Genomic DNA, 24,974 nt, shown 5'->3' with positions numbered 1-24,974 from the left:
CCGCAGTCCGCGGCCCTGACCTCTGCCCCATGCCCGTGTTAGGCTGCGACGCCAACAACAAGGAAACGCCATGTTCAGCCATGTCATGATCGGCAGCAGCGACATCTCGCGCTCCAAGGCGTTCTACGACGCGCTGTTCGCCGCCATCGGCGGCACACCGGGCACGCAAGACCCCAAGGGGCGGCTGGTCTATGCCCACCGGGGTGGCCGGTTCCTGATCACCCCGCCGATCAACGGCGAGCCGGCGACCGGCGCCAATGGCGGGACCATCGGCTTCACGGTCGACAACCCGCAACAGGCCGATGCGTGGCACCAGGCCGGCGTGCAGCATGGCGGCACCTCGGTGGAGGATCCGCCGGGCATCCGCCAGGGTGGCGCCGGGAACCTGTACCTGGCTTATCTGCGCGACCCGGACGGCAACAAGCTGTGCGCGCTGCACCGCATGGCAGCCTGACCGGCTGTGATGGGCAAAGCCGCCACGGCGGGGGGCGCCCCGCGCGGCCGCCGCGCGTGGCGGCGGCTGGCCTAGCCGCCGGCGCCTTGGCCTCGCGCGGCCACGCCCTGAACCCGGGTGCCTGAGGCCGGGGGAGCGGCTATGGAAGGGTGCGATGGCCCAGAACCCTGACCCCCGGTCCCCCGCCACGCCGCTGCCCTGGGCAGGGCTGTTCGACCTGTTCCGCATCGGCATAGGCCCTTCCAGTTCCCACACCGTCGGGCCGATGGTGGCCGCCGGGCGCTTCATGGCGCAGCTCCCCCCGGGGGACTACCTGTCCGTGGTGGTGGAGCTGTTCGGCTCGCTGGCGCTTACCGGCAAGGGGCATGCCACGGACACCGCCGTGGTGCTCGGCCTCCTGGGCCAGAAGCCGGACCGCATCGACCCCGACGAAGCGCCGGCCTTGCTGGAGGCGCTGCGCCGCTCCGGCCTGCTGCCGCGCCCGGGCGGCCCCGGCGTGCCGTTCCGCCCCGAAGCCGACATCCTGTTCCACAAGCGCGAGGTGCTGCCGCGCCATGCCAACGGCATGGCCTTTACCGCCACGGCGGCGACGGGCGAGACCATCCGCCGCGTGTTCTATTCGATCGGCGGCGGCTTCATCATCGAGGATGGGAATGACCACGAGGCGGCGGGCTTTGTCGCCCCCGCCGTGCCGTTTCCCTTCGCCACCTCCGCCGAGCTGCTGTCCATGGCCGCCGCCGCCGGGCTGAGCATCGCCGAGCTGCAACGGTGCAACGAGCGCGCCTTTCGCGATGACGCGGCGATCAGCGAAGGCATCGCCCGCATCTGGGCCGCCATGCGCGACTGCGTCGGCCGAGGCCTGCGGCAGCGCGGCGAACTGCCGGGCGGGCTGCGGGTGCGGCGGCGGGCGCCCGGGCTGCACGAGCGGCTGCAGGCCCGCGCCATGAGCAACGACCCGGACCCCATGCGCGGCATGGACTGGGTCAACCTTTACGCCCTGGCGGTGAACGAGGAGAACGCGGCCGGCGGGCGGGTGGTCACGGCGCCGACCAACGGCGCCGCGGGCATCGTGCCCGCCGTGCTGCATTACTACATGGAATTCGTCCCCGGGGCCGATGCGCGCGGCATCGAGACCTTTCTGCTGGCGGCCTCGGCGGTGGGCTCCCTGATCAAGCGAAACGCCTCGATCTCCGGGGCGGAAGTGGGGTGCCAGGGGGAGGTGGGCGCGGCATCCGCCATGGCGGCGGCGGGGCTGGCGGCGGCGCTGGGCGGAAACAACCCGCAGGTGGAGAACGCCGCCGAGATCGGGCTGGAACACAATCTGGGCCTGACCTGCGACCCGATCGGCGGGCTCGTGCAGATCCCCTGCATCGAGCGCAACGCGATCGGCGCGGTCAAGGCCATCAACGCGGCGCGCCTCGCGCTGCATGGCGATGGCCAGCACCATGTCAGCCTGGACCAGGTGATCCGCACCATGCGCGAAACCGGCTACGACATGCTGTCGAAATACAAGGAAACCTCGGAAGGCGGGCTGGCCGTCAACGCCGTGGAATGCTGACGGGGGCGGCGGCCTGTCAGGGCGGGGGCGGGTTGGCCTGCCAGTCCAGCCACCAGGGCTGCTCGGCCACCATGTCCGGCCCGGCGCCGCTGATCAGCATGCTCAGCTCCAGCAGGCGGATGGTGGCTTGCAGCGCCTCCAGGCTGACGGTGACCAGGCTGTCGGGCGGCATCAGTCGGACCACATCTTCCAGGTGGCGCAGCTCCTCCAGCGTAGCCCAGGCCTCGCCGGCCTGCATCGGATCGAACCTCAAACGCATGGCCTCCCGGCAATAAGGAAATGACCGTTTCCTAATGGCGCCGGAGTTCAATCCAGCAGGCGCACCGCCTGCCTGACCACCGCCATCACGTCCTCGCGCTTCATGCCCACTTTTCCGACCACCCGTAAACCCTGAACGACGCACAGCAGCGTCTGGGCCAGCGCGGCGGGGTCGACGGCGAGGGAAACCGACCCGTCGGCCTGCCCCAGCCGAACCAGTTCCAGCAGCTTGGCGTCCACCCGCCGCAGGGCGGTGGCCACCATGTCGGCTAGGTCGGCATCGAAGGTGGCCATCTGCGAGGCGCTGCCCACCACCAGGCAGCCCCGCCGGCCTTCCAGCCCGTGCGCGACCTCGGCGTAGTGTTCCAGCATCGCCTGCAGCTTGCCGCGCCCGGTGGTCTCCTCCGCCAACCGCTCCTGCAGCCCGGCGTAGCGCAGGTGCAGGTAGCGCTGGAACGCCAGGGCGAACAGCGTCCGCTTGTCGGTGAAGGCCTTGTAAATGCTGCCGGGCGTCAGGGCCATCGCGGTGCTGAGGTCGGCGACGGAGGTGGCATGGAAGCCGCGCTGGCGGAACACCAGCAACGCGGCGTTGAGCGCCGCGTCCGCGTCGAATTCCCGCGGCCGCCCGGGGCTGCGACGGGGCGGTGCTGAAGGCGGCGCTAGGGACATGCCTTCCCGATAGGGGCATTCGCCGTCCCGGATCAACGCCGCGCCGCGCGGGGCAGGGCGTGTTGCCAGCCATGGCCCCCCGGTGCGATACAGCGCGCGGGTGTTCGCGCCGCCCCGGCACGGGCAGGTTTCAGGCGCTGGTCGGGCCGTCAGCGCGTCGAATCACGCCCGGAGGTCCGCCATGACTTCGAATCACCTGTCCCACCCCAGCGCCCTGCGACGGTTTCTCCAGGCCCAGTCCTCTGCCGGGTTGGTGCTGATGGGCGCCGCCGCGCTCGCGCTGGTGATCGCCAACTCACCCTGGGGGCCGGGCTACGAGGCGCTGTTGCACGTGCCGGTCGGCCCGCTGTCCCTCGGCCATTGGATCAATGACGGCCTGATGGCCGTGTTCTTTCTGCTGGTCGGCCTGGAGATCAAGCGCGAGGCGCTGGACGGCCAGCTCGCCACCTGGCCGCGCCGCATCCTGCCGGGGGTCGCGGCCGCCGGCGGCATGGCGATCCCGGCCCTGGTGTACCTGGCGCTCAACACCGGCCCGACCCTGCGGGGCTGGGCCATCCCGGCGGCGACGGACATCGCCTTCGCTCTGGGCGTCATCTCGCTTCTGGGCCGGCGGGTGCCGGCGTCGCTGCGAGTGTTCCTGACGGCCCTGGCAATCATCGACGACCTGGGCGCCGTGGTCATCATCGCGTTGTTCTACACGGCGGGCATCTCGGTGCCGGACCTACTCGGCGCCGCGGTGGTGGTGGCCATCCTGGTGGCGATGAACCGGATGGGCGTTTTGCGTCTGGCGCCCTACCTCCTGCTCGGCGCCGTGCTGTGGGTGCTGGTGCTGCGGTCGGGCATCCATGCCACGCTGGCCGGGGTGATCCTGGCCTTCACGATCCCGCTGCAGGCCAGCCCCGGCCGGCCGGACGACAGCACCACCAGCCCGCTGCACCGGCTGGAGCATGCCCTGCACCTGCCGGTCGGCTTTCTGATCGTGCCGTTGTTCGGGCTGGCCAATGCCGGCGTGCCCTTTCTGGGCCTGCCGGCCGAAGCCCTGGTGGCGCCGGTCACGCTCGGTGTCGGCCTGGGCCTGCTGCTCGGCAAGGTGGTGGGGGTGTTCGGTTGCTCCATGCTGGTGATCCGCCTTGGGTTCGCGGACATGCCGGCCCATGCCAGCCGGCGGCAGATGTTCGGCACGGCGCTGCTGTGCGGCATTGGCTTCACCATGAGCCTGTTCATCACGCTGCTGGCCTTCCCCGGTGAGCCGGTGCTGCAGGCGGAAGCCAAGATCGGCATCCTGGCGGGCTCCCTGCTATCCGGCCTGCTGGGCTACGCCATGCTCCGCGTGGCGCCGCAGGACCGGCCGGGCACGCCGTCGCGTTGACCTGACCCGGTCGCCGGGCCCGGCCATCAGGGCCGCAGCGCCTCGGTCAGATAGTCGACGAACACGCGCACCCGCGCCGGCATGTTGGCTCCCCCCACGAACACGGCGTGGATCGGCTCCGCGTCGCCCGGGTTGAAGGCTTCCAGCAGCGGCACCAGCCGCCCGGCGGCGATGTCGTCCACCACCCCGAAATTGCCCACCCGGGTGATGCCGACGCCGGCCAGCGCCAGATGCCCCAGCGTTTCGCCGTTGTTGGCCTCGATGTCGCCGGTCACGGTCAGCGCGTAGTCGCGGCCGTCACGGCGGAACGGCCAGGTCGGCTCGGCACGGCGGAAGTTGAAGTTCAGGCAGTTGTGGCCGTGCAGGTCCTCGGGCACCCGCGGCGTGCCGCGCCGCCGGAGGTAGTCGGGCGAGGCGACCACGCTGCGCCCCGTTTCCCCCAGGCGCCGGGCGGTCAGCGGGCTGTCGGCCAGCGGGCCGAAGCGGATGGCGACGTCGGCCTCGCCGCCCGCCACGTCGACCACCGTGTCGGTCAGCCCGATATCCACCAGGATATGCGGAAAGCGCCGCACGAAGCCGCCCAGCAACGGCACGATGCTCAGCCGGCCGTGCGTGAAGGCGGCGCTGACCCGCAGCCGCCCGCGCGGCGCGCCGCGGTCGGCGATGATGCGTTCGGACTCGTCGAGGTCAGCCAGGATGCGCCGCGCCGCCGCCAGGTAGCTGTGCCCTTCCGCCGTCAGCGCGATGGCGCGCGTGGTGCGCAGCATCAGCCGCACGCCGAGCCGCGCCTCGATCCGGTCGATCCTGCGGCTGATGGCTGAGGGCGTCAGCCCCAGCGTGCGCCCGGCGGCGGACAGGCTGCCGCCTTCCGCCACGGCCGCGAAGACCGCCATCTCCCGCGCGCGGTCCGCGCCGCCCTCCGCCACCTTTGCGTCCATGACAAAAATCCTTCGCCTTCGCGATCCCTACCGCCAGGGCTTCGCCTCGTCCATCTGTGCGGCCAAGCACGGCCAACCAGATCGCGGACCAACACCATGGAATATCGTCAACTCGGACGCTCGGGCCTGCGGGTCCCCGTCCTCAGCTTCGGCACCGGCACCTTCGGGGGGACCGGCCCCTTGTTCGGCGCCTGGGGGCAAAGCGACGCGCGCGAAGCGCGGCGGCTGCTCGACATCTGCCTTGATGCCGGCGTCAACCTGTTCGACACGGCGGATGTCTATTCCGACGGCGCCTCGGAGCAGGTGCTGGGCGAGGCCATCCGCGGCCGGCGCGACGCCGTGCTGATCTCCACCAAGACCGGCCTGCCGACCGGGGATGGCCCCAATGACTGGGGCGCTTCCCGTGCCCGGCTGGTGCGCGTGGTGGAGGGCATGCTGCAGCGCCTGGGCACCGACCACATCGACCTGCTGCAATTGCACGCCTTCGACGCCTCGACCCCGGTGGAGGAGCTTTTGGAAACGCTGGACCGGCTGATCGCCGCCGGCAAGCTGCGCTACGCGGGCGTGTCCAACTACCCCGGCTGGCAGCTGATGAAGCTGCTGGCCGCCGCCGACCGCGACGGGCGGCCGCGCCCCGTGGCGCACCAGGTGTACTACTCGCTGGTCGGCCGCGCCTACGAGGCCGACCTGATGCCGCTGGCGGCCGACCAGGGCGTGGGCGCGCTGGTGTGGAGCCCGCTGGGCTGGGGCCGCCTGACCGGCAAGATCCGCCGCGACACGCCCATCCCGCCCGGCAGCCGCCTGCACGCGACCGCCGCCTTCGCGCCGCCGGTGGAGGACGAGCACCTGTTCCGCGTGGTCGATGCGCTGGAGGCCGTGGCCGCCGAGACCGGGAGGACGGTGCCGCAGGTGGCCATCAACTGGCTGCTGCGGCGGCCGACCGTCGCGTCCGTGATCATCGGCGCGCGGGACGAGGCGCAGCTGAAGCAGAACCTCGGCGCCGTGGGCTGGAGCCTGACGCCGGCGCAGGTGGCCGCGCTGGACGCTGCCAGCGACGTGCTGCCACCCTACCCGCACACGCCCTACCGGCAGCAGGAAGGCTTCGCGCGGCTGAACCCCCCGCTGGTTTGAACACAGACGGACACTCCCCATCACGCCTTCACAGACGGGGCCTCAGGTCCCTGGCGGGGAAAGTGCGAGAAGGGCAGCGCCCTTCTCGATCCGCCGCTGACGCCCCCAACGGATCGACGATCATGACACTGAACCTTCCCCTGCTCGCCCTGGCGATCGGTGCCTTCGGCATCGGCGTCACGGAGTTCGCGCCGATGGGCCTGCTGCCGGTGATCGCCGGCGACCTCGGCGTGTCCATCCCGACCGCCGGGATGCTGATCACCGCCTATGCCGTCGGCGTCATGCTCGGCGCGCCGCTGGTGACGCTGACCACCGCGCGCGTGCCACGCCGCACGTTGCTGGTCGCGCTGATGGCCGTCTTCACCCTGGGCAACCTGCTGGCCGCCGTATCCACCGGCTATGGCATGCTGCTGGCGGCGCGGCTGGTGACGTCGCTGAACCATGGCGCCTTTTTCGGCGTGGGCTCCGTCGTCGCGGCCGGCTTGGTGCCGGCGGACCGGCGGGCCGGCGCGGTGGCCGCCATGTTCATGGGGTTGACGGTGGCCACGGTGCTGGGCGTGCCGCTGGCCACCTGGGCGGGCGACCAGCTCGGCTGGCGCGCCACCTTCTGGGCCATTGCGGGGCTGGGCGTGGTCGCCATGGCGGCGCTGCGGCTGACCCTGCCGGCCGTCGCCGCCGGGGCGGGCGGCGACATGCTGGCCGAACTGCGGATGCTCGGGCGCGGCCCCGTGCTGGCGGCGCTGACGCTGACGGTGCTGGGCGCCAGCGCGATGTTCACCGTGTTCACCTACATCGCGCCGATCCTGCAGGAGCAGACCGGCGCCTCTATCGGCTTCGTCACCGCCATGCTGGTGCTCTACGGCGTCGGGCTGACCCTGGGCAACTGGTTGGGCGGGCGCTTCGCCGACCGCTCGGTGGACCGCACGCTGGCGGTCACCCTGGCGGCGCTGGTGGTGGTGTTGCTGCTGTTCGCCGTGGCGATGCCCTTCGCGCTGCCCAGCGCGGTGCTGATCTTCCTGTGGGGCGTCGCCAGCTTCGCCATCGTACCCCCGCTGCAGATGCGCGTGATGACGGCCGCGGCGGGCGCGCCCAACCTGGCCTCGGCGGTCAATATCGGCGCCTTCAACCTTGGCAACGCCATTGGCGCGGTGCTGGGCGGGGCGGTGATCGGCGGCGGGCTAGGCTATCCCGCCGTGGCGCTGGCGGGTGCCGCGGCGGCGGCATCCGGGTTGGGCTTCATGCTGCTGGTGGCCCGGCGCGGCGGCACCGCCATGCCGGCCTGACCCGGCCCCGTCAAAGGACGGCCTGCCGCTCCAGCCAGTCGGCAAAGGTCGCCAGCGGCGGTGAAACGCGGCCGCCCGGCAGGCTGAGCCAGTAGCAGTCGCCCGTCACCAGCGGCTGGCCCGGCAGCCCCGCCAGCCGGCCGGCGGCCACCTCCGCCACCACGAAGGCGGGCGTGCAGATCACCACGCCCAGACCCTCCAGCGCCGCCTGGATGGCCAGGGTGGTGCTTTCATACAGCAGCGGCTGCGCGGGGGGCAGCGCGTTGGCCGCCTGCCAGCGCGGCCAGTCCGCCGCCCGCACCTTGCTGCCGATCAGCCGCCGCTCGCCGCCGGCCCAGGCGGCGGCCAGGGTGGGCGTGGCGAAGGGCGCCACCACCACCGGCTGCAGCCGGCGCGCCGCCGGGGCGGGGGGGCGTCCGCAGGGGGCGGTACTGATCGCGGCGTCCACGCCTTCGCGCGCCAGGTCCACCACGGCGGTGGAGGTGCTCACCTCCACCTCGATCCCCGGGTGCTGGCGGCGAAAATCCGCCAAGCGCGGGATCAGCCAGCGCAGCGCCCAGGTGGTATAGGCGCGAATGCGCAGCGGCGCGGCCTGAGCCCGCAGGGCCTGCGTGGCCGCCTGCAACTGCGCGAAGCCGGGCGCGATGGCCGCGGCATAGCGCTGGCCCGGCGCGGTGAGGCTGATGGCATTGGCCCCGCGCCGCAGCAGCGCCGTGCCCAGCAGCGCTTCCAGGTCGCGCAGCCGCTTGCTGACCGCCGGCTGCGTCACGCCCAACGCCTGGGCCGCCGCCGTGAGGCTGCCGGTTTCGCTGACAAGGTGGAAGGCCCACAGGCTGTCTAGGGGCGGCAAGGTGCGACGCATGCGCCAGCATAACCAAGGGTTGGGGTAGCACAAGAAAATCTAGGACTTCCCGGTGGCCTGTGGCGGGAGGAACCTTCCGCCCAACCCCGCGCCGACGGGGATGCAATCCGGAGGACGCCGTCATGATCACCCGCCGCCATGCCCTGGCGCTGGCGCCCGCGCTGGGCGCCCTGCTGGCCCGCCCCGCGCTCGCGCAGGGGCACTACCCCGACCGGCCGATCCGGCTGATCATCCCCTTCGCCTCCGGCGGCAGCAACGACATCGTCGGCCGCGTCATCGCCGAGGGCATGGGCGCGCGGCTCGGCCAGACCCTCGTGGTCGAAAATCGCGGCGGCGCCGGCGGCCTGCTGGGCAACGAGGCGGTCTCCACCGCGCCCAAGGACGGCTACACCCTGTTGCTCGGCGGCAGCGGCAGCTTCCTGATCAGCAGCCTGGTGCAGCCGAAGGTCCCCTACGACATCATCCGGGACTTCACCCCGATCGGCTTCATCGGCAACGCGCCCAACGTCATCACCGTGAATCCCACCGTCCCGGCGAAGACCATGGGCGAGCTGCGTGATTTGGCGCGCCGCGCCAAGCCGCCGCTGTCCTATGCCAGCCCCGGCGTGGGCACCACCGGCCACGTGCTGGGGGCGCTGCTGTCGCTCGAATTCGGCGCGGAGATGGAGCACATCCCCTATCGCGGCACCGGCCCCGCCATCACCGACGTGCTGGCCGGCCGAGTGCAGATCCTCACCAACGCGGCGGCGCCGCTCACGCCACATATCGAGGCCGGCAAGCTGCGCGCCATCGCCGTCGCCTCGCCGCAGCGGCTGGAAATCCTGCCGGACGTGCCGACCACGGTGGAGCAGGGCTTCCCCAACGTGCTGTCCTCCACCTGGTATGGGTTGCTCGGTCCGTCGGGGATGCCGGCGGCGGTGGTCACGGCGCTGCATGGCGCGCTGAACGCCACCCTGGCCGACGCCGCGACCAAGAAGCGCCTGGACGAGGAAGGCGTGGTGCTGGAGCCCAGCCCGACACCCGCCGACTACGGCCGCTTTCTGCTCAGCGACCGCGCGCGCTGGCAGGAAGTCGTTACCCGCGCAGGCATCCGCGTCGAATGAACGGCCGCCCGCCGCTGCGGCGCATCGTGGTGCTGGACGACTACGGCGATGCCGCCGGGGCCGCGGTCGACTGGCGGGACCTGCCGGTGGAAATCTTGCGCGACAAACTGGCGCCGGACGCGCTGGTGGCACGGCTGCGAGATGCCGATGCCGTGGTGCTGATCCGTGAGCGCAGCGCCATGCCGGAGGCTTTGCTGGCGCGCCTGCCCGCATTGCGGCTGGTCGTCACCGCCGGCATGCGCAACCGGGTGCTGGACCTGGAAGCCTGCGATGCGCGTGGCATCGCGGCCTGCGGCACGGAGTCCAGCGCCTCGCCCACCGTGGAGTTGTGCTGGGGGCTGATCCTGGGGCTGGCGCGGCGCATCCCGCAGCAGGAACGGCTGTTGCGGGCGGGCGGCTGGCAGCAGGGTGCCGGGCTGGGGCTGGAAGGCGCCACGCTGGGCATCGCCGGCTTGGGCCGCATCGGCGCCGGCGTCGCCGCCATTGGCCGGGCCTTCAACATGCGGCTGCTGGCCTGGAGCCCCAACATGACGGCGGACACCGCCGCCGCCGCCGGGGCGGAGCTGGTGAGCAAGGCAGGCCTTTTCGCGGGCTCCGACATCGTGACCCTCCATCTCGGCCTTGGCCCCGCCACGCGCGGCATCGTCGGCGCGGCGGAACTGGGCGCGATGCGCCCCGGCGCGCTGCTGGTGAACACCGCGCGCGGCCCGCTGGTGGACGAAGCCGCGCTGCTGGCCGCGCTGCGCGACGGCCCGCTGGGCGGCGCCGCCATCGACACGCACGAGCCCGAGCCGCTGCCGCTGGGCGCGCCGATCCTGGACGCGCCCGGCACGCTGCTGACGCCGCATCTCGGCTACGTCACGCAGCAGAATTTCCGCCACTACTTCGAGGGCGCCACGGCCTGCCTGCGGGCCTGGAACAGCGGCGCCCCCCTGCCGCGGCCGCTGAACGCCGCCGCGCGCGACAACCAAGGACACACCGCATGACGCCCGCCCCCGACGCATCCGACGCCATCCTGCTGCAGGCCGACGGCCCCGTGGCGGTGCTGACGCTGAACCGCCCGCGCGCGCGCAACGCGATCGACGATGCCATGCGCGGCGAGCTGATGGCGGCGCTGGACGAAGTGGCGCGCACCGACAGCATCAAGGCACTGGTGCTGACCGGCGCCGGCCAGGGCTTCTGCGCCGGCGGCGACGTGAAGTCCATGCAGGCGCGGCTCGCCGTGCCGCAGGGCGAGGTGGCGATGGCCGGCTGGCGCCGCCAGCAACGCACGCACCATGCGGTGTCCATGTTACACGCCCTGCCCAAGCCCACCATCGCCGCCGTCAATGGCGCCGCCACGGGCCTCGGCTGCGACCTGGCGCTGTGCTGCGACTTCATCATCGCCTCGGATCAGGCGCGCTTCGCGATGAGCTACATCCTGCGCGGGCTGATCCCGGATGGCGGCGGCATGTACTTTCTACCGCGCCGCGTCGGCCTGGCGCGCGCCAAGGAACTGATCTTCACCGGCCGCACGGTGGAGCCGGAGGAAGCGCTGCGCCTCGGCATGATCGACCGCGTGACCGGTGCGGAGGCGCTGCTGGAGGACGCCCGCGCCTGGGCGGCGGAGCTGGGCGCGGGCGCCCCGGGCGCGCTGGCATTGGGCAAGAACATCCTGGACCAGACCTTCGAACTGTCTGTCGAGCAGGTCTTCAGCATGGGCAGCCAGGCGCAGGCAATCTGCTACAGCTCCAGGGAACACCAGGAGTCCGTCGCCGCCTTTCTGGAAGGCGTGGCGCAGCGCCGCGCGGCCAAGGCGCAACAGGCATGAGCGCGATCACCGCCCTGCTGAACCCGCGCAGCGTGGCTGTCATCGGCGCCTCGGCCGATGCCGGCAAGATGACCGGGCGCCCGGTGGGCTACCTGCAGAAATACGGCTTCACCGGTGAGATCTGGCCGGTCAATCCGCGCGCCGAGACCATCGCCGGCCTGCGCTGCTTTCCGGACGTCGCCTCGCTGCCCGCGGCACCGGATGCCGCCATCGTGCTGCTGGGCCCGGAGCGGGCCGAGGCGGCGGTGCGTGACCTCGCCGCCAAGGGCTGCCCCGCCGCCATCGTGCTGGCCAGCGGCTATGGCGAGGCCAACGAGCAGGGCGCGCGCCGCCAGCAGGCCCTGAAAGACGCCGCCGGGTCCATGCGGCTGCTCGGTCCCAACACCATCGGGCTGGTCAACCTGTCCGACGGCATGATGCTGTCGGCCACCGGCGCGCTGGAGGTGGACGGGCTGCCGAAGGGCCGCATCTCCGTGGTGTCCCAGAGCGGTGGCATCCTCGGCTCGCTGCTGTCGCGCGCCGCCGACCGGGGCATCGGCTTCAGCAAGCTGGTGTCCACCGGCAACGAGGCCGACCTCGACAGCAGCGACTTCATGGAACACCTGGTGGAGGACCCGGCGACCGACGTCATCGCCGTCTACATGGAAGGGCTGCGGCGGCCCGACGCCTTCCGCCGCGCGGCGCGCCGGGCGGCCGAGCTGGGCAAGCCGATCGTGGTCTACAAGGTCGGCCGCTCGGAATCCGGCGCCCGTGCCGCCACCTCGCATACCGGCGCGCTGGCGGGGGCCGACCGGGTGTATGACGCGCTGTTCCGCCAATGTGGCGTGATCCGCGCGGAAAGCTTCACCGACCTGCTGGACATCCCGGCCGCGCTGGCTTCCGGCCGCCGCGCCGCCGGCGGGCGCGCGGCCATCCTCACCTCCACAGGCGGTGCCGGCACGCTGCTGGCCGACAATTGCGGGCTGGCGGGCATCGAGATCCCGGCGCCGGACGCGGACACCACAGAGCGCCTCGCCACCCTGCTGAACGAGGACCCGGCGGCGATCGGCCGCAACCCGGTGGACGTGACCCTGGCCGGGCTGCGGCCGGACCTGTTCCGCGGCGCCATCGACGCGCTGCTGGAAAGCCCCGCCTACGACGCCGTCGTGGTGGTGATCGGCTCGTCCGCCCTCGCCACGCCGGACATCGTGGCGGGTGCCATCGTCGAATGCCAGGCGCGCAGCGACAAGCCGGTGCTGGCCTATGTCAGCCCGCACGCGCCGCATCTGGTGCGGCTGCTGAACGGCCAGGGCATCCCGGCCTTTGCCACACCGGAAAGCTGCGCCACGGTGCTGCGCGCCCTGCGCCGTGCGCCCCTGCCGCCGCTGCCCGAGGCCGCGACACCAGACCCCGCGCTGTTGCACGGCCTGCCCCCCGGGCCGCTGAACGAGGCCGAAAGCAAGGCGCTGTTCGCCCGCTGCGGCGTGGCCGTGACGCGCGAGCACGCGGTGGCCGATGCGGCAGGCGCCGCCGCCGCCGCGCGGGCGCTGGGCGGCGAGGTGGTGCTCAAGGTTCTGTCCCGCCGTATCGCCCACAAGAGCGACCTCGGCGGCGTGCGCGTCGGCCTGACGGCCGAGCAGGTGCCGGAGGCCTGCGCCACGATGTTGGCCCAGCTGTGCGAAGCCGGTGCGCCCGAGCCGGAGGGCTTTCTGGTGCAGGAGCGGGTGCGCGGCGGGGTGGAGATGATCCTCGGCTTTCACCGCGACCCGCAGCTGGGGCCGGTGATCCTGTTGGGCTCGGGCGGCGTCGCGGCCGAATTGTTCCAGGACACCGCGCTGCGCCTCCTGCCCGTGTCCCGCAGCGATGCGGAGGCGATGGTGGCGGAACTGAAGGCCGCCCGCCTGCTGAGCGGCTTCCGCGGCGCGCCGCCGGCCGACGTTGCCGCGCTGGTCGATGCGGTGCTGGCCTTCGCGAGAATGGCCGGCGCGGCGGGCGAGCGGCTGCTGGAAGCCGAGATCAACCCGGTCTTCGTGTTGCCCGAAGGCCAGGGCGTGCGCGCGGCGGATGGGCTGGTGGTGCTGCGGTGAGTGGCAGCCCGCTGGCCGTGCTGTCGGCGCACGCCGCCGGCTGGCGTGGCCGCCCCTGGCCGGACGGACTGGAACATCACGCGCGCCGTGCCCTTCTGGACTGGTTCGCCGCCATGTTGCCCGGCACGCGCGTGGCGCCCGCCACGCTGCTGGCCGCCGCCATGGTGGAGGAACGCGGCACCGGCCAGGCGGTCTGCTACGTGGATGGCGGGCAGGGCGCCGCCCGCCACGCCGCGCTGCTCAACGCGGTGAGCAGCCACGCGGTGGAATTTGACGACATCCACCGCGATTCCGGCCTGCATCCCGGCAGCCCCACCGTGGCCGCCGCGCTAGCCGTGGCCCAGGCGCGGGGCGCTAGCCTGGACGCGCTGCTGCGCGCCATGGCGGCGGGCTACGAGGTGGGCGGGCGCGTGGCGCTGGCGGTGCAGCCCAGCCACTACCGCATGTGGCACACCACCGCGACGGTGGGCACCATCGCCGCCGCGACCGCCGCCGCCTTGCTGCTGGGCTGCGACGAAGCCGGCATCGGCCACGCCATGGCCCTGTCCGCCACCATGGCGGGCGGGCTGCAGCAGGCCTTCCGGGGCGGGGGCATGAGCAAGCCCATGCATGCCGGCCACGCCGCCGAGGCCGGCATGCTGGCCGCGCGCGCCGCCGCCGCCGGCGTGACCGGCGCGGCCGACGTGCTGCACGGCCCCGCCGGCTTCGCCGCCGCCACCAGTGATTCGACAGGGCAATGGGAGATGGCCCTGGAAGGGATCGACGAATGGTTCGTGATCGGCCGCATGACAATCAAGAACCACGGTTGCTGCGGCCATCTGTTTCCGGCGCTGGATGGTCTGCTGGCCCTGCGCGCCGCGCACCCCTTTCAGCCTGAGGATGTGGCGCGCATCCACATCGCCGGCTACCGCGCCACGGTGGAGATCTGCGACAGGCCGGAGGCGCGCACGGAGCAGGATGCCCGCTTCAGCGCGCAGTACTGCGTGGCGGCCCTGCTGCGTCTCGGCGCCGTGCGCCTGGAGGCGTTCTCGCCGGAGCGACTGCGCGACCCGGCGCTGCGCGCGCTGATGCCGAAGGTGACGCTGGGCCTGGCACCCGATCTGGCGGATGCTTATCCGCGCCGCCGCGCCGCCCGCCTGAGGCTGGAACTGCGCGACGGGCGCAGCTTCGAGCTTGAGCAGCCCTTCCGCAAGGGCGACCTGGAGCAACCGCTGACGGATGCCGAACTGGATGGCAAGTTCCGCGAGTTGGCGGTGCCCGTGATCGGCGCGGCCGCCGGCGAGGCGCTCCGCCGGCTGATCCGCGATGGCGACCGCCTGCCCGGACCGCTGCCGCGCGCTGGCTGACCCCCACCGCCCGCGATGCCAAAGGCCCGCCCATCGGCCTCCCGGCGGGATGGCGGCCCGGCATTGCCGAAACGATACTGGCGGCGATGTGCCGGCGCGCCCACCATGCGGCCGGCGCGGCGGTCTGCCGCCCGTCACACAGGTTGAACAGGGAAACGCCTAGAAATGAGACGAGCATTCCTGCGGGCGGCGGCGATGACCGCGGCTGCCGCGGCGGCGCTGCCGCGCATGGCGGGGGCGCAGAACGCCACTGCCCCCGTGCCGCCGGCCGGCGCGCCACCCACCGCCGCCCGCGCGCCGCTGACGCTGGCCGACTTCGGGTCCTTCCATGTGGGCGGGCGCGACTACGTGGTGGCCGGCCAGCCGGTCAAGGAGGTGCGCTTCTCGGCCAATGGTCCGCTGACACGGGTGGACCCGAACGGCACCTTCGTGATCGGCGGCATGTATGCGCAGTACACGGTGCCCGCGCCGCAGCGCGGGCGGCTGCCGCTGCTGATGTGGCACGGCGGCGGGCTGACGGGCGTGACCTGGGAAACCACCCCGGACGGTCGCGAAGGCTGGCAGCACTTCTTTCTGCGGCGGGGCTGGCCTGTTTATGTGTCGGATGCGGTGGAGCGGGGCCGCGCCGGCTGGACCATGCTTCCGGAGGCGACCGGCGGCCAGCCGGTGTTCCTGACGGAGGACAACCCTTACGAGCGGTTCCGCATCGGCGACGGCCCCGGCTCCAGGGCGCGGGGCACCACGCTGCCTGGCAACCAGTTCCCGGCCGACCCGGTCAATTACCGCAACTTCATGCGGCAGAACGTGCCGCGCTTCACCACCACGGACGAGCTGACGCTGGACGCCTACCTCGCGCTGCTGGACCGCGTCGGGCCCAGCGTGGTGATGGTGCACAGCCAGGCCGGCCTGTTCGGCTGCCGCGCCGCGCAGGAACGCCCGGAGCTGGTCAAGGCGCTGGTGCTCGCCGAGCCGGCGGCGGCGGGCGACATGGCCAAGGTGGCGGCCGTGAAGGGCATTCCCATGCTGGTGCTGTATGGCGACTACATTGACGGCGACGCCCGCTGGCGCACGCTGCGCGCCAACGGCATGCAGTTCTTCGAGGCCGTGCGGGCCGCCGGCGGCAGCGTGGACGTGGTGTCCCTGCCGGAACGCGGCATCCGCGGCAACAGCCACATGATGATGATGGACCACAACAGCGATCAGGTGGCCGGCGTGGTTCAGGATTGGCTCGCCGCACGCGGCCTCTGGGCGTGAGACACGGCGCGGCGGCCGCGAGCCGCCGCGCCAACGGCCTGCTTCCGCTGTCGCACGCGCTGCGGGATTCGACGCATGACTGCCCAGCATGGCTCCAGACGAGGTACAGATGCTTGCTGTCCCGCCTGGGTGGCAGGCGTCCGTCATGGACGACGTGATACACTGTTATCCCGTGTGCCTTCCCTCGATGCTGCCTTTGGCAATCAGGAACTCCTGCTCTCCCCAAGGCTCTTGCCCGTGATGGCGACGAAGGAGCGGCCAGAGCCGATCCGGGTCACGGCGAAGACGATATGCTGACAGCACCCGTTTACCGGGTATAGTCACACGTCATTTCCAAGCCGGGGCGTATGACCACCTTCCCAAACCGCGCCTTCCTGACCATCGTCCCGGAAAGCAGCCCGGAGGCATTGCGCGGCATCGCATCCACCGTCCGGTTGCAAATCCTGCGCCTGCTGCGGCAGCAGGGGCCACTCAACGTCAACCAGATCGGCGGGCTGCTGGGACTGCCGCAATCGACAGTGGCCGCGAACGTGACGGTGCTGGAGCAATGCCGGCTGATCGAGACCGAACTCGTCAAGGCTGCCAAGGGACAGCAGAAGATCTGCCACGTGCGCTTCGACGACATCGTCATTCGCCTCGACGGGCCGGCGCCGCAACGGCAGCAGGATTTGGTGGAAGTCTCGATGCCGCTCGGCCTCTACACCTCGTGCGATGTGCGGGCGCCTTGCGGACTATGCTCCCAGCGCGGCGTGATCGGACTGCTGGATGTGCCGGATTTCTTTCTCGATCCGGCGCGGGTCGAGGCCATGCTGCTGTGGTTCTCTCGTGGGTTCGTGGAATACAAGTTCCCCAACAACGCCAAGCTGCTTGGCGCGCAGGTGCGAGGGGTTGAGTTCAGCCTGGAGATGTCGTCCGAGGTGCCGGGCACCAGCCTGAATTGGCCTTCGGATATCACGCTGTGGGTCAATGGCGTGAAGATCGGCGTCTGGACCTCGCCGGCCGACTATGGCGACAAGCGCGGGGCGCTGACACCGCCGTGGTGGAAGCTCAAGGGCTCGCAATACGGCCACCTCACACACTGGCTGGTGAACGAGCATGGTACCTTTCTGGACGGTGTCCGCATCTCCGGCACGACGCTGGACGCGCTGAAGCTGCCGGAACATCATTCGATCCGTCTGCGCGTCGGCATCGAGGATGACGCGGCCCACCCCGGCGGCATCAACATCTTCGGCCGGCAGTTCGGCAACCATGAGCAGGACATCGTGATGCGGCTGCATCTGCGCTGATAGAACCCATTTTTCGGGTTAATACCGAAGAAACGGTTGACGCTGGCCGAACAAGGCTCCTAGCCTTCCCGCAACGATCCGCCGGCAACAGGTGGAATGGGAGGATGGGTCCATGTCGTTCAGCCGCAGAAGCCTGCTGGCCACGCCGATCGCGCTCGCCGTCACGCCCGCCATGGCCCGCGCGGCCAGGGCACAGTCCGCTGGCGGCGGCGCGCCGCCGCGCCGCGAAACGCTGATCCTGGAAAACCCAGAAGGCGTCATCCGCAACCCGAGCTGGTTCAACATCTGGGCCATCAACGCCGGCAGCCAGTACAACGGGCTGCAGCAGCTGGTCATGGACACGCTGTGGTACATCGATCCCGAAAGCGGCATCGACGGCGCCTTCGACAATTCGCTGGCTTCCGAACCGCCCATCTACAACGCCGACTTCAGCGAGATGACCGCCAAGCTCCGCCAGGGCCTCTACTGGAGCGACGGCGTCGAGTTCACCGCGGCCGACGTGGTGCACACGGTCGAGACGCAGGTGAAGAACCCCGGCATGCGCTGGAGCGCGCAGCTGATCCTCAACGTGGCCGAGGTTTCGGCGCCCGACCCCTACACGGTGGTGTTCAAGCTCAAGAAGCCCAACGCCCGCTTCCACGCCAACTTCATGGTCCGCTTCAACGCCATCTGGATCATGCCCAAGCATGTGTTCGAGAAGGTGGCGGACCCCGTCCGATTCGACTTCAACCCGCCCGTCTCGCTCAGCGCATACAAGCTGCACAGCTTCGACCAGGAAGGGCGGCGCTTCACCTGGGAACGGCGGGATGACTGGCAGCGCACCTCGCTCGGCCGCTTCGGCCAGCCGGGGCCCCGCTACGTCTCCTATGTCGATGGTGGGCCGGCGGACAAGCGCGTCATCGCCCAGCTCAACCACGACCTCGACGTGGTGCACGACGTGGCGCCGGAGGGGATGTTCACCCTCGCCCGGCAGTCCGAGCAGGTGCGCGGCTGGTTCCCGAAGTTCCCCTACGCCCACCCCGACCCGACGCTGCCGGCGCTGATCTTCAACACCCAGAACCCGATGTTCGGCGACCGCCGGGTGCGCTGGGCGCTGGCGCTGTTGATCGACATGAAGGCGGTGTCGATGGCCGGCTACCGCGGCGCGGCCACCATCTCCGCCATCGCGCTGCCACCCACCGGCACCCACCCACGCGACTACCACGGCCCCTTGCAGAACTGGCTCGCGGCCTTCGAACTGGACACCGGCAAGCAGACCATCAAGCCCTACGACCCCAGCATTGGCGCGCAGATCGCGGCGCTGGTGCGCCCGTCCAACCCTAACGTGCCGACTGATGCGGCCGAGATCGCCCGCTCGCTCGGCCATGGCTGGTGGAAGCCCAACCCGCAGGCGGCGACGGAGCTGCTGGAAGCCGCCGGCTACCGCAAGCGCGGCAGCAACTGGATGACGCCGGACGGCAAGCCCTTTGCCATCAAGGTGGTGGTGGAAGGCGAGACGCGGCCGGTGATGACCCGCACCGGCACCATGATCGCGCAAAACTGGCGGCAGTTCGGCATCGACAGCCGCATCGACGTGGCGCAGGGCACCAGCCTGGCCGACCGCCGCAACGCCGGCGACTTCGAGACCATGATCGCCTGGAGCGTGGAGACCTATGGCGGGCATCCGGACCTCGCCTATTTCCTCGACAGCTGGCATTCGCAATACGTGGCCAAGCCCGGCCAGGCGCAGCCCTGGCGCAACTGGCAACGCTGGTCCAGCCCGCAGATGGACGCGATCATCGAGCGCATGCGCGCGACACCCTTCGCCGACCCCTCGGTGGTCGAGATCGGCCGCGACTATGCCAAGCTGATGGTGCAGGAAATGCCGATCATTCCGCTGATGGCCTACAACGTCTTCACGACGATGGACACCACCTACTGGACCGGCTTTCCCACGGCGGAGAACCCCTACACCAACCCGGTGCCGAATTGGGGCAACAGCCGCTACATGTTCTCGCGCCTGAAGCCGCGCCAGGCCTGATCCGATGCGCGGCTATGCCGTCTACCTGGTCAAGCGGCTGCTGCAGTTCGCCCTCGTGGTGTTCGTCGGCATCAACGTCACCTACCTGATCACGCATGCGACGCCGATCGACCCGGTGGAACAGACCATCACCGCGGCCACCTCTTTCGGCACCACCAGTCCGGAGGCGATCGCACTGATGCGGCGCTCGCTGCAGGACCTTTACGGCACCGGCGGCGGCGCGCTGCACCAATGGCTGGCCTTCTGGGGTCGCATCGTGGTGGGTGACTTCGGGCCCTCGCTGTCCGCCTTCCCGACGCCGGTCTCCACGCTGATCCGCCGGGCGCTGCCCTGGACTGCCGGGCTGATGCTGGTGGCGACCGTGCTGTCCTGGGGGCTGGGCAACCTGCTCGGCGGCCTGGCCGGCTATTACCGCCGCAACCGGCTGCTGAAGTTCGCGGGCATCGTGGCCATGGGCGTGCACCCGGTGCCCTACTACATCGTCGCCTTCGTGCTCCTGATCGTCTTCGGCTACGTGTGGCCGGTGCTGCCGATCACCGGCGCCTACGCGCAGGGGCTGCAGCCGGGCTTCACGCTGGAATTCGCCGGCAGCGTGGTGCGCCATTCGTTGCTGCCTGCGGCATCCCTGGTGCTGGTCGGCATCGGTGGCTGGTTCATGGGCATGCGCTCGCTGGTGTCCAACGTGGTGACGGAGGACTACACGATCTACGCGGAGCTCGCCGGCGTCAGGCGCCGCCGCATCCTCGGCTCCTACGTCATGCGCAACGCGCTGGCCCCGCAGGTGACCGGGCTGGCGATGACGCTGGGCGCCATCTTCAACGGCGCCATCATCACCGAGCAGGTGTTCGGCTACCCGGGCCTCGGCTCGCTGCTGGTGGCCGCCGTGCATGCCGGCGACTACAGCCTGGTGATCGGCGTCACCACGGTATCGATCCTGGCGGTGTCCTTCGCGGTGCTGCTGGTCGACCTGCTGTACCCGTTGCTTGACCCCCGCGTGCAGGCGCGCTGACCATGTGGAAGATCCTGCGCGACCTGTTGCGCTACAACTGGGAATTCACCACCGGCGTGGTGTTGCTCGGCATCGTCGCGGCGATCGCGCTGCTGTCCTTCGTGTCGCCCTATCCGCCGCTCGATGTCTACGTGGTGGCACCCGACATGCCGCCGTCGATGGAGCACTGGCTCGGCACCACCTCGCGCGGGCAGGACGTGTTCTGGCAACTCTCCGCCGCCATCCGCAACACGCTGGCCTTCGGCATCGTGGTGGCGGTCCTCAGCCGCGTCATCGCGCTCGCGGTCGGGCTGTTCGCCGGCTATGCGGGCGGGCCGGTGGACCGGCTGCTGATGTCAGTCAACGACACCTTCATCGTGGTGCCGATCTTTCCCATCCTGGTGCTGTTCTACTTCGTGATGCGCGACCAGATGAGCTGGGCGCTGCTGGCGCTGGTCGCCGCCTGCCTCGGCTGGGCCTACGACGCACGGCTGATCCGCTCCGTGGCCCTTTCGCTCAAGACGCGCGAGTTTACCGCGCAGTCGGCCTTCTGCGGCATGGGTGCGCGGGAGATCGTGACGCGCGAGCACATGCCCTATGTCATGCCGGTGGTCTTCACCACCACCATGAACAACATGAACTGGAGCATCGGGCTGGAGGTGACGCTGTCCGTGCTCGGCTTCACGGACGTCAACACGCCCACCATCGGCGGCATGATCTACTGGGCCAACCAGCACGCGGCGCTGGTGTCGGGCATCTGGTGGTGGATCGCGGCCCCCGTCGCGCTGGTGGTCATCGTCTTCATCGCGCTGTTCCTCCTGGCGGTCTCGATGAACGAGTACATCGACCCCCGTTCGCGCCTGGCCCGGATGGGGGGCGGCTGATGGGACCGGTGCTGGCCGTCGACGGGCTCAAGGCCTACTACCAGACGCGCTTCTTCGGCACGCTGCGCGAGGTGCGCGCGGTGGACGACATCACCCTGGAGGTACGGCGCGACGAGATCTATGGACTCGCCGGCGAAAGCTCCTCCGGCAAGAGCACGCTGATCAAGACCATCGCGCGCGCCATCCGCCCGCCGCTGAACGTGGTGGCCGGCAGCGTGCGCTTCGACTTCGGCGGCCAGGGCGCGCACGACATCTACGCGCTTCCGGCGGGCGAGCTGGCGGCCACCCGCTGGCGGCACCTGTCCTACATCATGCAGGGCTCGATGAACGTGCTGAACCCGGTGCGCCGGATCCGGCATTCCTTTGTCGACTTCGCGTACCGCCACATGGCGCTGCCGATGCCCGCCTTCCTCAGGCGCGTGGAAGAGCATCTGGCGCACCTGTCGCTCCAGCCCGCGGTGCTGGACAGCTATCCGCATGAGCTGTCGGGCGGCATGCGCCAGCGCGTGACCATCGCCCTGGCCACCGTCTGCCGCCCCGAGTTCATCATTGCCGACGAGCCGACCACGGCGCTCGACGTGGTGGTGCAGAAGGGGGTGCTGGGCATGATCCGCCGGCTGCAGCGGGAGATGGGCTCCTCCGTGCTGTTCGTCACGCACGACATGGCGGTGCATGCCAACCTGACCGACCGGCTCGGCATCATGTATGCCGGCCGGCTGGTCGAGGAGGCGCCGACGCGCGACCTGTTCCGCCGGCCGCTGCACCCCTACACCGCCCACCTGATCCGCAGCCTGCCGCGCATCGGTGACGACGCGCCGCGCCACGGGCTCGAAGGCAAGCCACCCAGCCTGGCGGCGCCGCCCCCCGGATGCCGCTTCCACCCCCGCTGCCCGCTGGCCATGGAGGTCTGCCGGCAGGAAGTGCCGGCGATGCGGGAGCTGGCACCCGGCCATCGCGTCGCCTGCCATGCCGCCGAGCAGGGGATGCTGCCATGACCGCGCCGCTGCTGGAGTTGCGCCACGTCGGCAAGACTTATGCGGGCGGCGGGCTGCTGTCGCGCCGCAAGGTGTCGGCGGTGAAGGACGTGTCCTTCACGCTGGCGGCCGAAACGCCGGAAGTCTTCGCCATCATCGGCGAGTCCGGCAGCGGCAAGTCCAGCCTGGCGCGCATGGTGCTGGGCATGGGCACGGCGACGGAGGGCCAGGTTCTCTTCCGCGGCCAGGACCTCGCCCGGCTGCGCGGCCGCGCGGCGCGCCTGGACTTCATGCGGCAGGTGCAGCCGATCTTCCAGAACCCGTTCGAGGCCTTCAACCCCCTGACCCGGGTGGACCGCTACCTGTATGCCACCGCCCGCAACCTGGCCGGCGCCGACGGCCAGCCGGCAGCGGAGGCAGCGGCCGACCGCGCCTTGCAGCAGGTCGGCCTGTCGCTGGACGAACTGCGCGGCCGCTTTCCGCACGAGCTGTCGGGCGGCCAGTTGCAGCGTGCGGCGATCGCCCGCGCGCTGATTCCCGGCCCCGCCCTGCTGGTGGCAGACGAGCCGGTCTCGATGATCGACGCCTCGCTGCGCATGACCATCGTCAACTTGTTCCGCGAGCTGCGGGACCGGCTGCAGGTGTCGATCCTCTACATCACGCATGACCTCGCCACGGCCTACACGATCAGCGACCGCATCGTGATCATGCGCCAGGGCGAAGTGGTGGAGGCGGGTGACGCGCGGGCGGTCCTGGCGCACCCGACGCATCCCTACTCCATCCAGCTCAAGGATTCCGTGCTCTCGGTCGAGGGCGCGTGGCAAGAAGAAGGAACGAGGCCTTGAAGGCACGAGTGACCATCGACCGCGACGTCCTCATCGGCGAAACGCATGACCGGCTGTTCGGCGCCTTTGTCGAGCATCTTGGCCGCTGCGTGTATGGCGGTATCTTCGAGCCCGGCCACCCGGAGGCGGATGAGAAGGGCTTCCGCCAGGACGTGCTGGCCCTGGTGCGCGAGCTGGCACCGACCATCATGCGCTACCCCGGCGGCAACTTCGTGTCCGGCTACAACTGGGAAGATGGCGTGGGCCCGGTGGAACAGCGGCCGCGCCGCCTCGACCTCGCCTGGATGAGCACCGAGCCCAATACCTTCGGCACCAATGAGTTCATCGACTGGTGCCGCGCGGCCAACATCGAGCCGATGCTGGCCGTCAACCTCGGCACCCGCGGCGGCGACGCGGCGCGCAACCTGGTGGAATACTGCAACCACCCGTCAGGCACCCATTGGTCGGACCTGCGCCGCGCCCATGGCTGGGAGCAGCCGCACGAGGTGAAGTTCTGGTGCCTGGGCAACGAGGTCGACGGACCCTGGCAGATGGAACACAAGACGGCCCGGGAGTACGGCCGCGTGGCCACCGAATCCGCCAAGATGATGAAGTGGATCGATCCCAGCCTGGAGCTGGCGGCCTGCGGCTCGTCGGCCCGCAACATGCCGACCTTCGGGGCCTGGGAGCGCGAGGTCCTGCAGCACACCTTCGACCACGTCGAGTTCATCTCGCTGCACACTTACCTAAACGACTATGCCGGCGACATGCCGAGCTTCCTGGCCAGCGCGGACCTGATGGACAGCTTCATTGAGGAGGTGGTGGCCATCGCCGATGCCGTCGCGGCCGAACGGCGCTCGGACAAGCGGCTGATGCTGAGCTTCGACGAATGGAACGTATGGTACCGCACGCGCGGCAAGAAGGAAGGCCGCACCGTGCCGGGCTGGCCGGTCGCGCCGCAAATCCTGGAGGAAGTCTATACCATGGGGGATGCGCTGGCCTTCGGCGGCGCCTGCATCTCCCTGCTCAACCATGCGGACCGCGTCAAGGCCGCCTGCCTGGCGCAGCTGGTCAATGCCATCGCACCCATCATGACGGAGACCGGCGGCCCGGCTTGGCGGCAGACGATCTTCTTTCCATTCGCGCAGATGTCCAACCTGGGACGTGGCCGCGTGCTGCGGGCGCGCGTGGAATCACCCACCTACAGCACCAGCTACTACGACCCGCGCGGCGCGCAGGAGCACCGCTTCACGCTGCCTGAGGTGCCTTATCTGAAATGCGCCGCGGTGCACGACGCGGATGGCGGCTTTGCCACCTTGTTCCTGCTCAACCGCCACCTGCAGGAGGACGTGGCGCTGGAAGTGGAACTGCGCGGCCTCGGTGCCGGCTCCGTCGTTTCGGCCGAGACGCTGCGGCACGACGACCTTTCCGCCACGAACACCAAGGATGCCCCGGAACGGGTGGCACCGGCCCCGTTGCCCGGCGCAGCGCTGCAGGACGGCGTTTTGCGAGCGACGTTGCCGGCCGCGTCCTGGAGCGTGATCCGCGTCAAGCTCGGCTGACCCTGTTGTGGCCCGCCGCCGGTGCGGCGGGCCACATCGGCAACGGCGTCATCATAGGCCTGCCGCGCCCCCTGACACCGCGGTCTGGGCGACGTCCTCACCCTGCAAGCGATGAGCAGCCGACCCTCGCCTCCGTGCCGGTCTAGGACCTGAACGCCGCCCCCCGCTTCGTTCGCCGGCTGCCGGTGGTCAGCATCGGGCTATCCCGGCTCCATCACAGCCCTTTCGCCGCCTTCTGACGTGTACATGCTGGGCCAGGGCCTGGCGACGTAGTATTGCCGCTGGTGCTTGGCTAGCTGTTCGGGCTGTTGTGCTGGCGGGGCGGCAGATCGGGC

22 protein-coding genes are annotated in these 24,974 nt (G+C 70.7%); 18 read left to right on the top strand and 4 right to left on the bottom strand.

What is annotated here, in order from left to right; translation table 11 throughout:
* The first annotated feature begins 70 nt into the window (after positions 1–70).
* Entirely contained in the window at positions 71–454 is a 384-nt protein-coding gene (locus IAI59_RS20820) for a VOC family protein (protein WP_207415354.1), read from the top strand.
* Between the two features lie 154 nt (positions 455–608).
* The gene (locus IAI59_RS20815) at positions 609–2,012 is read left to right on the top strand and encodes an L-serine ammonia-lyase (protein ID WP_207415355.1); all 1,404 of its coding nucleotides are present in this window, start codon (positions 609–611) and stop codon (positions 2,010–2,012) included.
* Between the two features lie 16 nt (positions 2,013–2,028).
* On the opposite strand, the gene IAI59_RS20810 is transcribed toward IAI59_RS20815, so the two are convergent.
* Both IAI59_RS20810 and IAI59_RS20805 read right to left on the bottom strand, forming a co-directional pair.
* Entirely contained in the window at positions 2,029–2,265 is a 237-nt protein-coding gene (locus tag IAI59_RS20810; protein ID WP_207415356.1) for a hypothetical protein, read from the bottom strand.
* Between the two features lie 53 nt (positions 2,266–2,318).
* Positions 2,319–2,939, bottom strand: a complete 621-nt coding sequence (locus IAI59_RS20805; RefSeq protein ID WP_207415357.1) for a TetR/AcrR family transcriptional regulator — start codon at positions 2,937–2,939, stop codon at positions 2,319–2,321.
* A 181-nt stretch (positions 2,940–3,120) separates the two neighbouring features.
* Between IAI59_RS20805 and nhaA the strand changes: the two genes are divergently transcribed.
* Positions 3,121–4,308 carry a Na+/H+ antiporter NhaA gene (gene nhaA, locus IAI59_RS20800; protein ID WP_207415358.1) on the top strand — a complete coding sequence of 396 codons (1,188 nt, stop codon included), beginning with the start codon at positions 3,121–3,123 and terminating at the stop codon, positions 4,306–4,308.
* 26 nt (positions 4,309–4,334) lie between these two features.
* Here nhaA and IAI59_RS20795 read toward each other — a convergent pair whose 3' ends face one another.
* Complete coding sequence (locus tag IAI59_RS20795; RefSeq protein WP_207443939.1) at positions 4,335–5,246, bottom strand: LysR substrate-binding domain-containing protein; 912 nt, start codon at positions 5,244–5,246, stop codon at positions 4,335–4,337.
* A gap of 96 nt (positions 5,247–5,342) precedes the next feature.
* On the opposite strand from IAI59_RS20795, the gene IAI59_RS20790 reads away from it, so the two are divergent.
* Both IAI59_RS20790 and IAI59_RS20785 read left to right on the top strand, forming a co-directional pair.
* Complete coding sequence (locus IAI59_RS20790; RefSeq protein WP_207415359.1) at positions 5,343–6,377, top strand: aldo/keto reductase; 1,035 nt, start codon at positions 5,343–5,345, stop codon at positions 6,375–6,377.
* Between the two features lie 122 nt (positions 6,378–6,499).
* Positions 6,500–7,660, top strand: a complete 1,161-nt coding sequence (locus IAI59_RS20785) for an MFS transporter (protein WP_207415360.1) — start codon at positions 6,500–6,502, stop codon at positions 7,658–7,660.
* A gap of 10 nt (positions 7,661–7,670) precedes the next feature.
* Here the strand turns inward: IAI59_RS20785 and IAI59_RS20780 are convergent, their stop codons facing one another.
* On the bottom strand, positions 7,671–8,522 hold the full coding sequence (locus IAI59_RS20780) for a LysR substrate-binding domain-containing protein (protein ID WP_207415361.1): 852 nt from the start codon (positions 8,520–8,522) through the stop codon (positions 7,671–7,673).
* A 122-nt stretch (positions 8,523–8,644) separates the two neighbouring features.
* Between IAI59_RS20780 and IAI59_RS20775 the strand changes: the two genes are divergently transcribed.
* The 13 genes from IAI59_RS20775 to arfA all read left to right on the top strand — a co-directional run bounded on the left by IAI59_RS20775 (position 8,645) and on the right by arfA (position 24,639).
* Entirely contained in the window at positions 8,645–9,625 is a 981-nt protein-coding gene (locus IAI59_RS20775) for a Bug family tripartite tricarboxylate transporter substrate binding protein (protein WP_207415362.1), read from the top strand.
* Positions 9,622–10,611 (top strand): D-2-hydroxyacid dehydrogenase family protein, encoded by a 990-nt coding sequence (locus IAI59_RS20770; protein ID WP_207415363.1) that lies wholly within the window; start codon positions 9,622–9,624, stop codon positions 10,609–10,611. The genes IAI59_RS20775 and IAI59_RS20770 overlap by 4 nt, the downstream gene beginning before the upstream one ends.
* Complete coding sequence (locus IAI59_RS20765) at positions 10,608–11,435, top strand: enoyl-CoA hydratase/isomerase family protein (RefSeq protein WP_207415364.1); 828 nt, start codon at positions 10,608–10,610, stop codon at positions 11,433–11,435. Before IAI59_RS20770 ends, IAI59_RS20765 begins: the two co-directional genes overlap by 4 nt.
* Positions 11,432–13,501: an acetate--CoA ligase family protein gene (locus tag IAI59_RS20760; protein WP_207415365.1), complete on the top strand. Its 2,070-nt coding sequence runs from the start codon at positions 11,432–11,434 to the stop codon at positions 13,499–13,501. The genes IAI59_RS20765 and IAI59_RS20760 overlap by 4 nt, the downstream gene beginning before the upstream one ends.
* Positions 13,498–14,847, top strand: coding sequence for an MmgE/PrpD family protein (locus tag IAI59_RS20755; protein ID WP_207415366.1), 1,350 nt, complete (start codon positions 13,498–13,500; stop codon positions 14,845–14,847). Before IAI59_RS20760 ends, IAI59_RS20755 begins: the two co-directional genes overlap by 4 nt.
* A 228-nt stretch (positions 14,848–15,075) precedes the next feature.
* Positions 15,076–16,101, top strand: a complete 1,026-nt coding sequence (locus IAI59_RS20750; protein WP_207415529.1) for an alpha/beta hydrolase — start codon at positions 15,076–15,078, stop codon at positions 16,099–16,101.
* A gap of 347 nt (positions 16,102–16,448) precedes the next feature.
* Entirely contained in the window at positions 16,449–17,387 is a 939-nt protein-coding gene (locus IAI59_RS20745) for an ArsR/SmtB family transcription factor (RefSeq protein WP_207415367.1), read from the top strand.
* 112 nt (positions 17,388–17,499) lie between these two features.
* A complete protein-coding gene (locus IAI59_RS20740; RefSeq protein WP_207415368.1) occupies positions 17,500–19,407 on the top strand; it encodes an ABC transporter substrate-binding protein in 1,908 nt (635 codons plus the stop codon).
* 4 nt (positions 19,408–19,411) lie between these two features.
* Positions 19,412–20,416 (top strand): ABC transporter permease, encoded by a 1,005-nt coding sequence (locus tag IAI59_RS20735; RefSeq protein WP_207415369.1) that lies wholly within the window; start codon positions 19,412–19,414, stop codon positions 20,414–20,416.
* A gap of 2 nt (positions 20,417–20,418) precedes the next feature.
* Positions 20,419–21,279: an ABC transporter permease gene (locus IAI59_RS20730; RefSeq protein WP_207415370.1), complete on the top strand. Its 861-nt coding sequence runs from the start codon at positions 20,419–20,421 to the stop codon at positions 21,277–21,279.
* Positions 21,279–22,274, top strand: coding sequence for an ABC transporter ATP-binding protein (locus IAI59_RS20725; RefSeq protein WP_207415371.1), 996 nt, complete (start codon positions 21,279–21,281; stop codon positions 22,272–22,274). The genes IAI59_RS20730 and IAI59_RS20725 overlap by 1 nt, the downstream gene beginning before the upstream one ends.
* Entirely contained in the window at positions 22,271–23,098 is an 828-nt protein-coding gene (locus IAI59_RS20720; protein WP_207415372.1) for an ABC transporter ATP-binding protein, read from the top strand. Before IAI59_RS20725 ends, IAI59_RS20720 begins: the two co-directional genes overlap by 4 nt.
* Positions 23,095–24,639 carry an arabinosylfuranosidase ArfA gene (arfA, locus tag IAI59_RS20715; protein WP_207415373.1) on the top strand — a complete coding sequence of 515 codons (1,545 nt, stop codon included), beginning with the start codon at positions 23,095–23,097 and terminating at the stop codon, positions 24,637–24,639. The genes IAI59_RS20720 and arfA overlap by 4 nt, the downstream gene beginning before the upstream one ends.
* Positions 24,640–24,974 lie beyond the last annotated feature (335 nt).

The organism is Roseomonas haemaphysalidis (genome assembly GCF_017355405.1).
Lineage (GTDB): Bacteria > Pseudomonadota > Alphaproteobacteria > Acetobacterales > Acetobacteraceae > Pseudoroseomonas > Pseudoroseomonas haemaphysalidis.
Note: the sequence above shows the minus strand (reverse complement) of the source record. Positions and strands in the feature narration are given on the sequence as shown.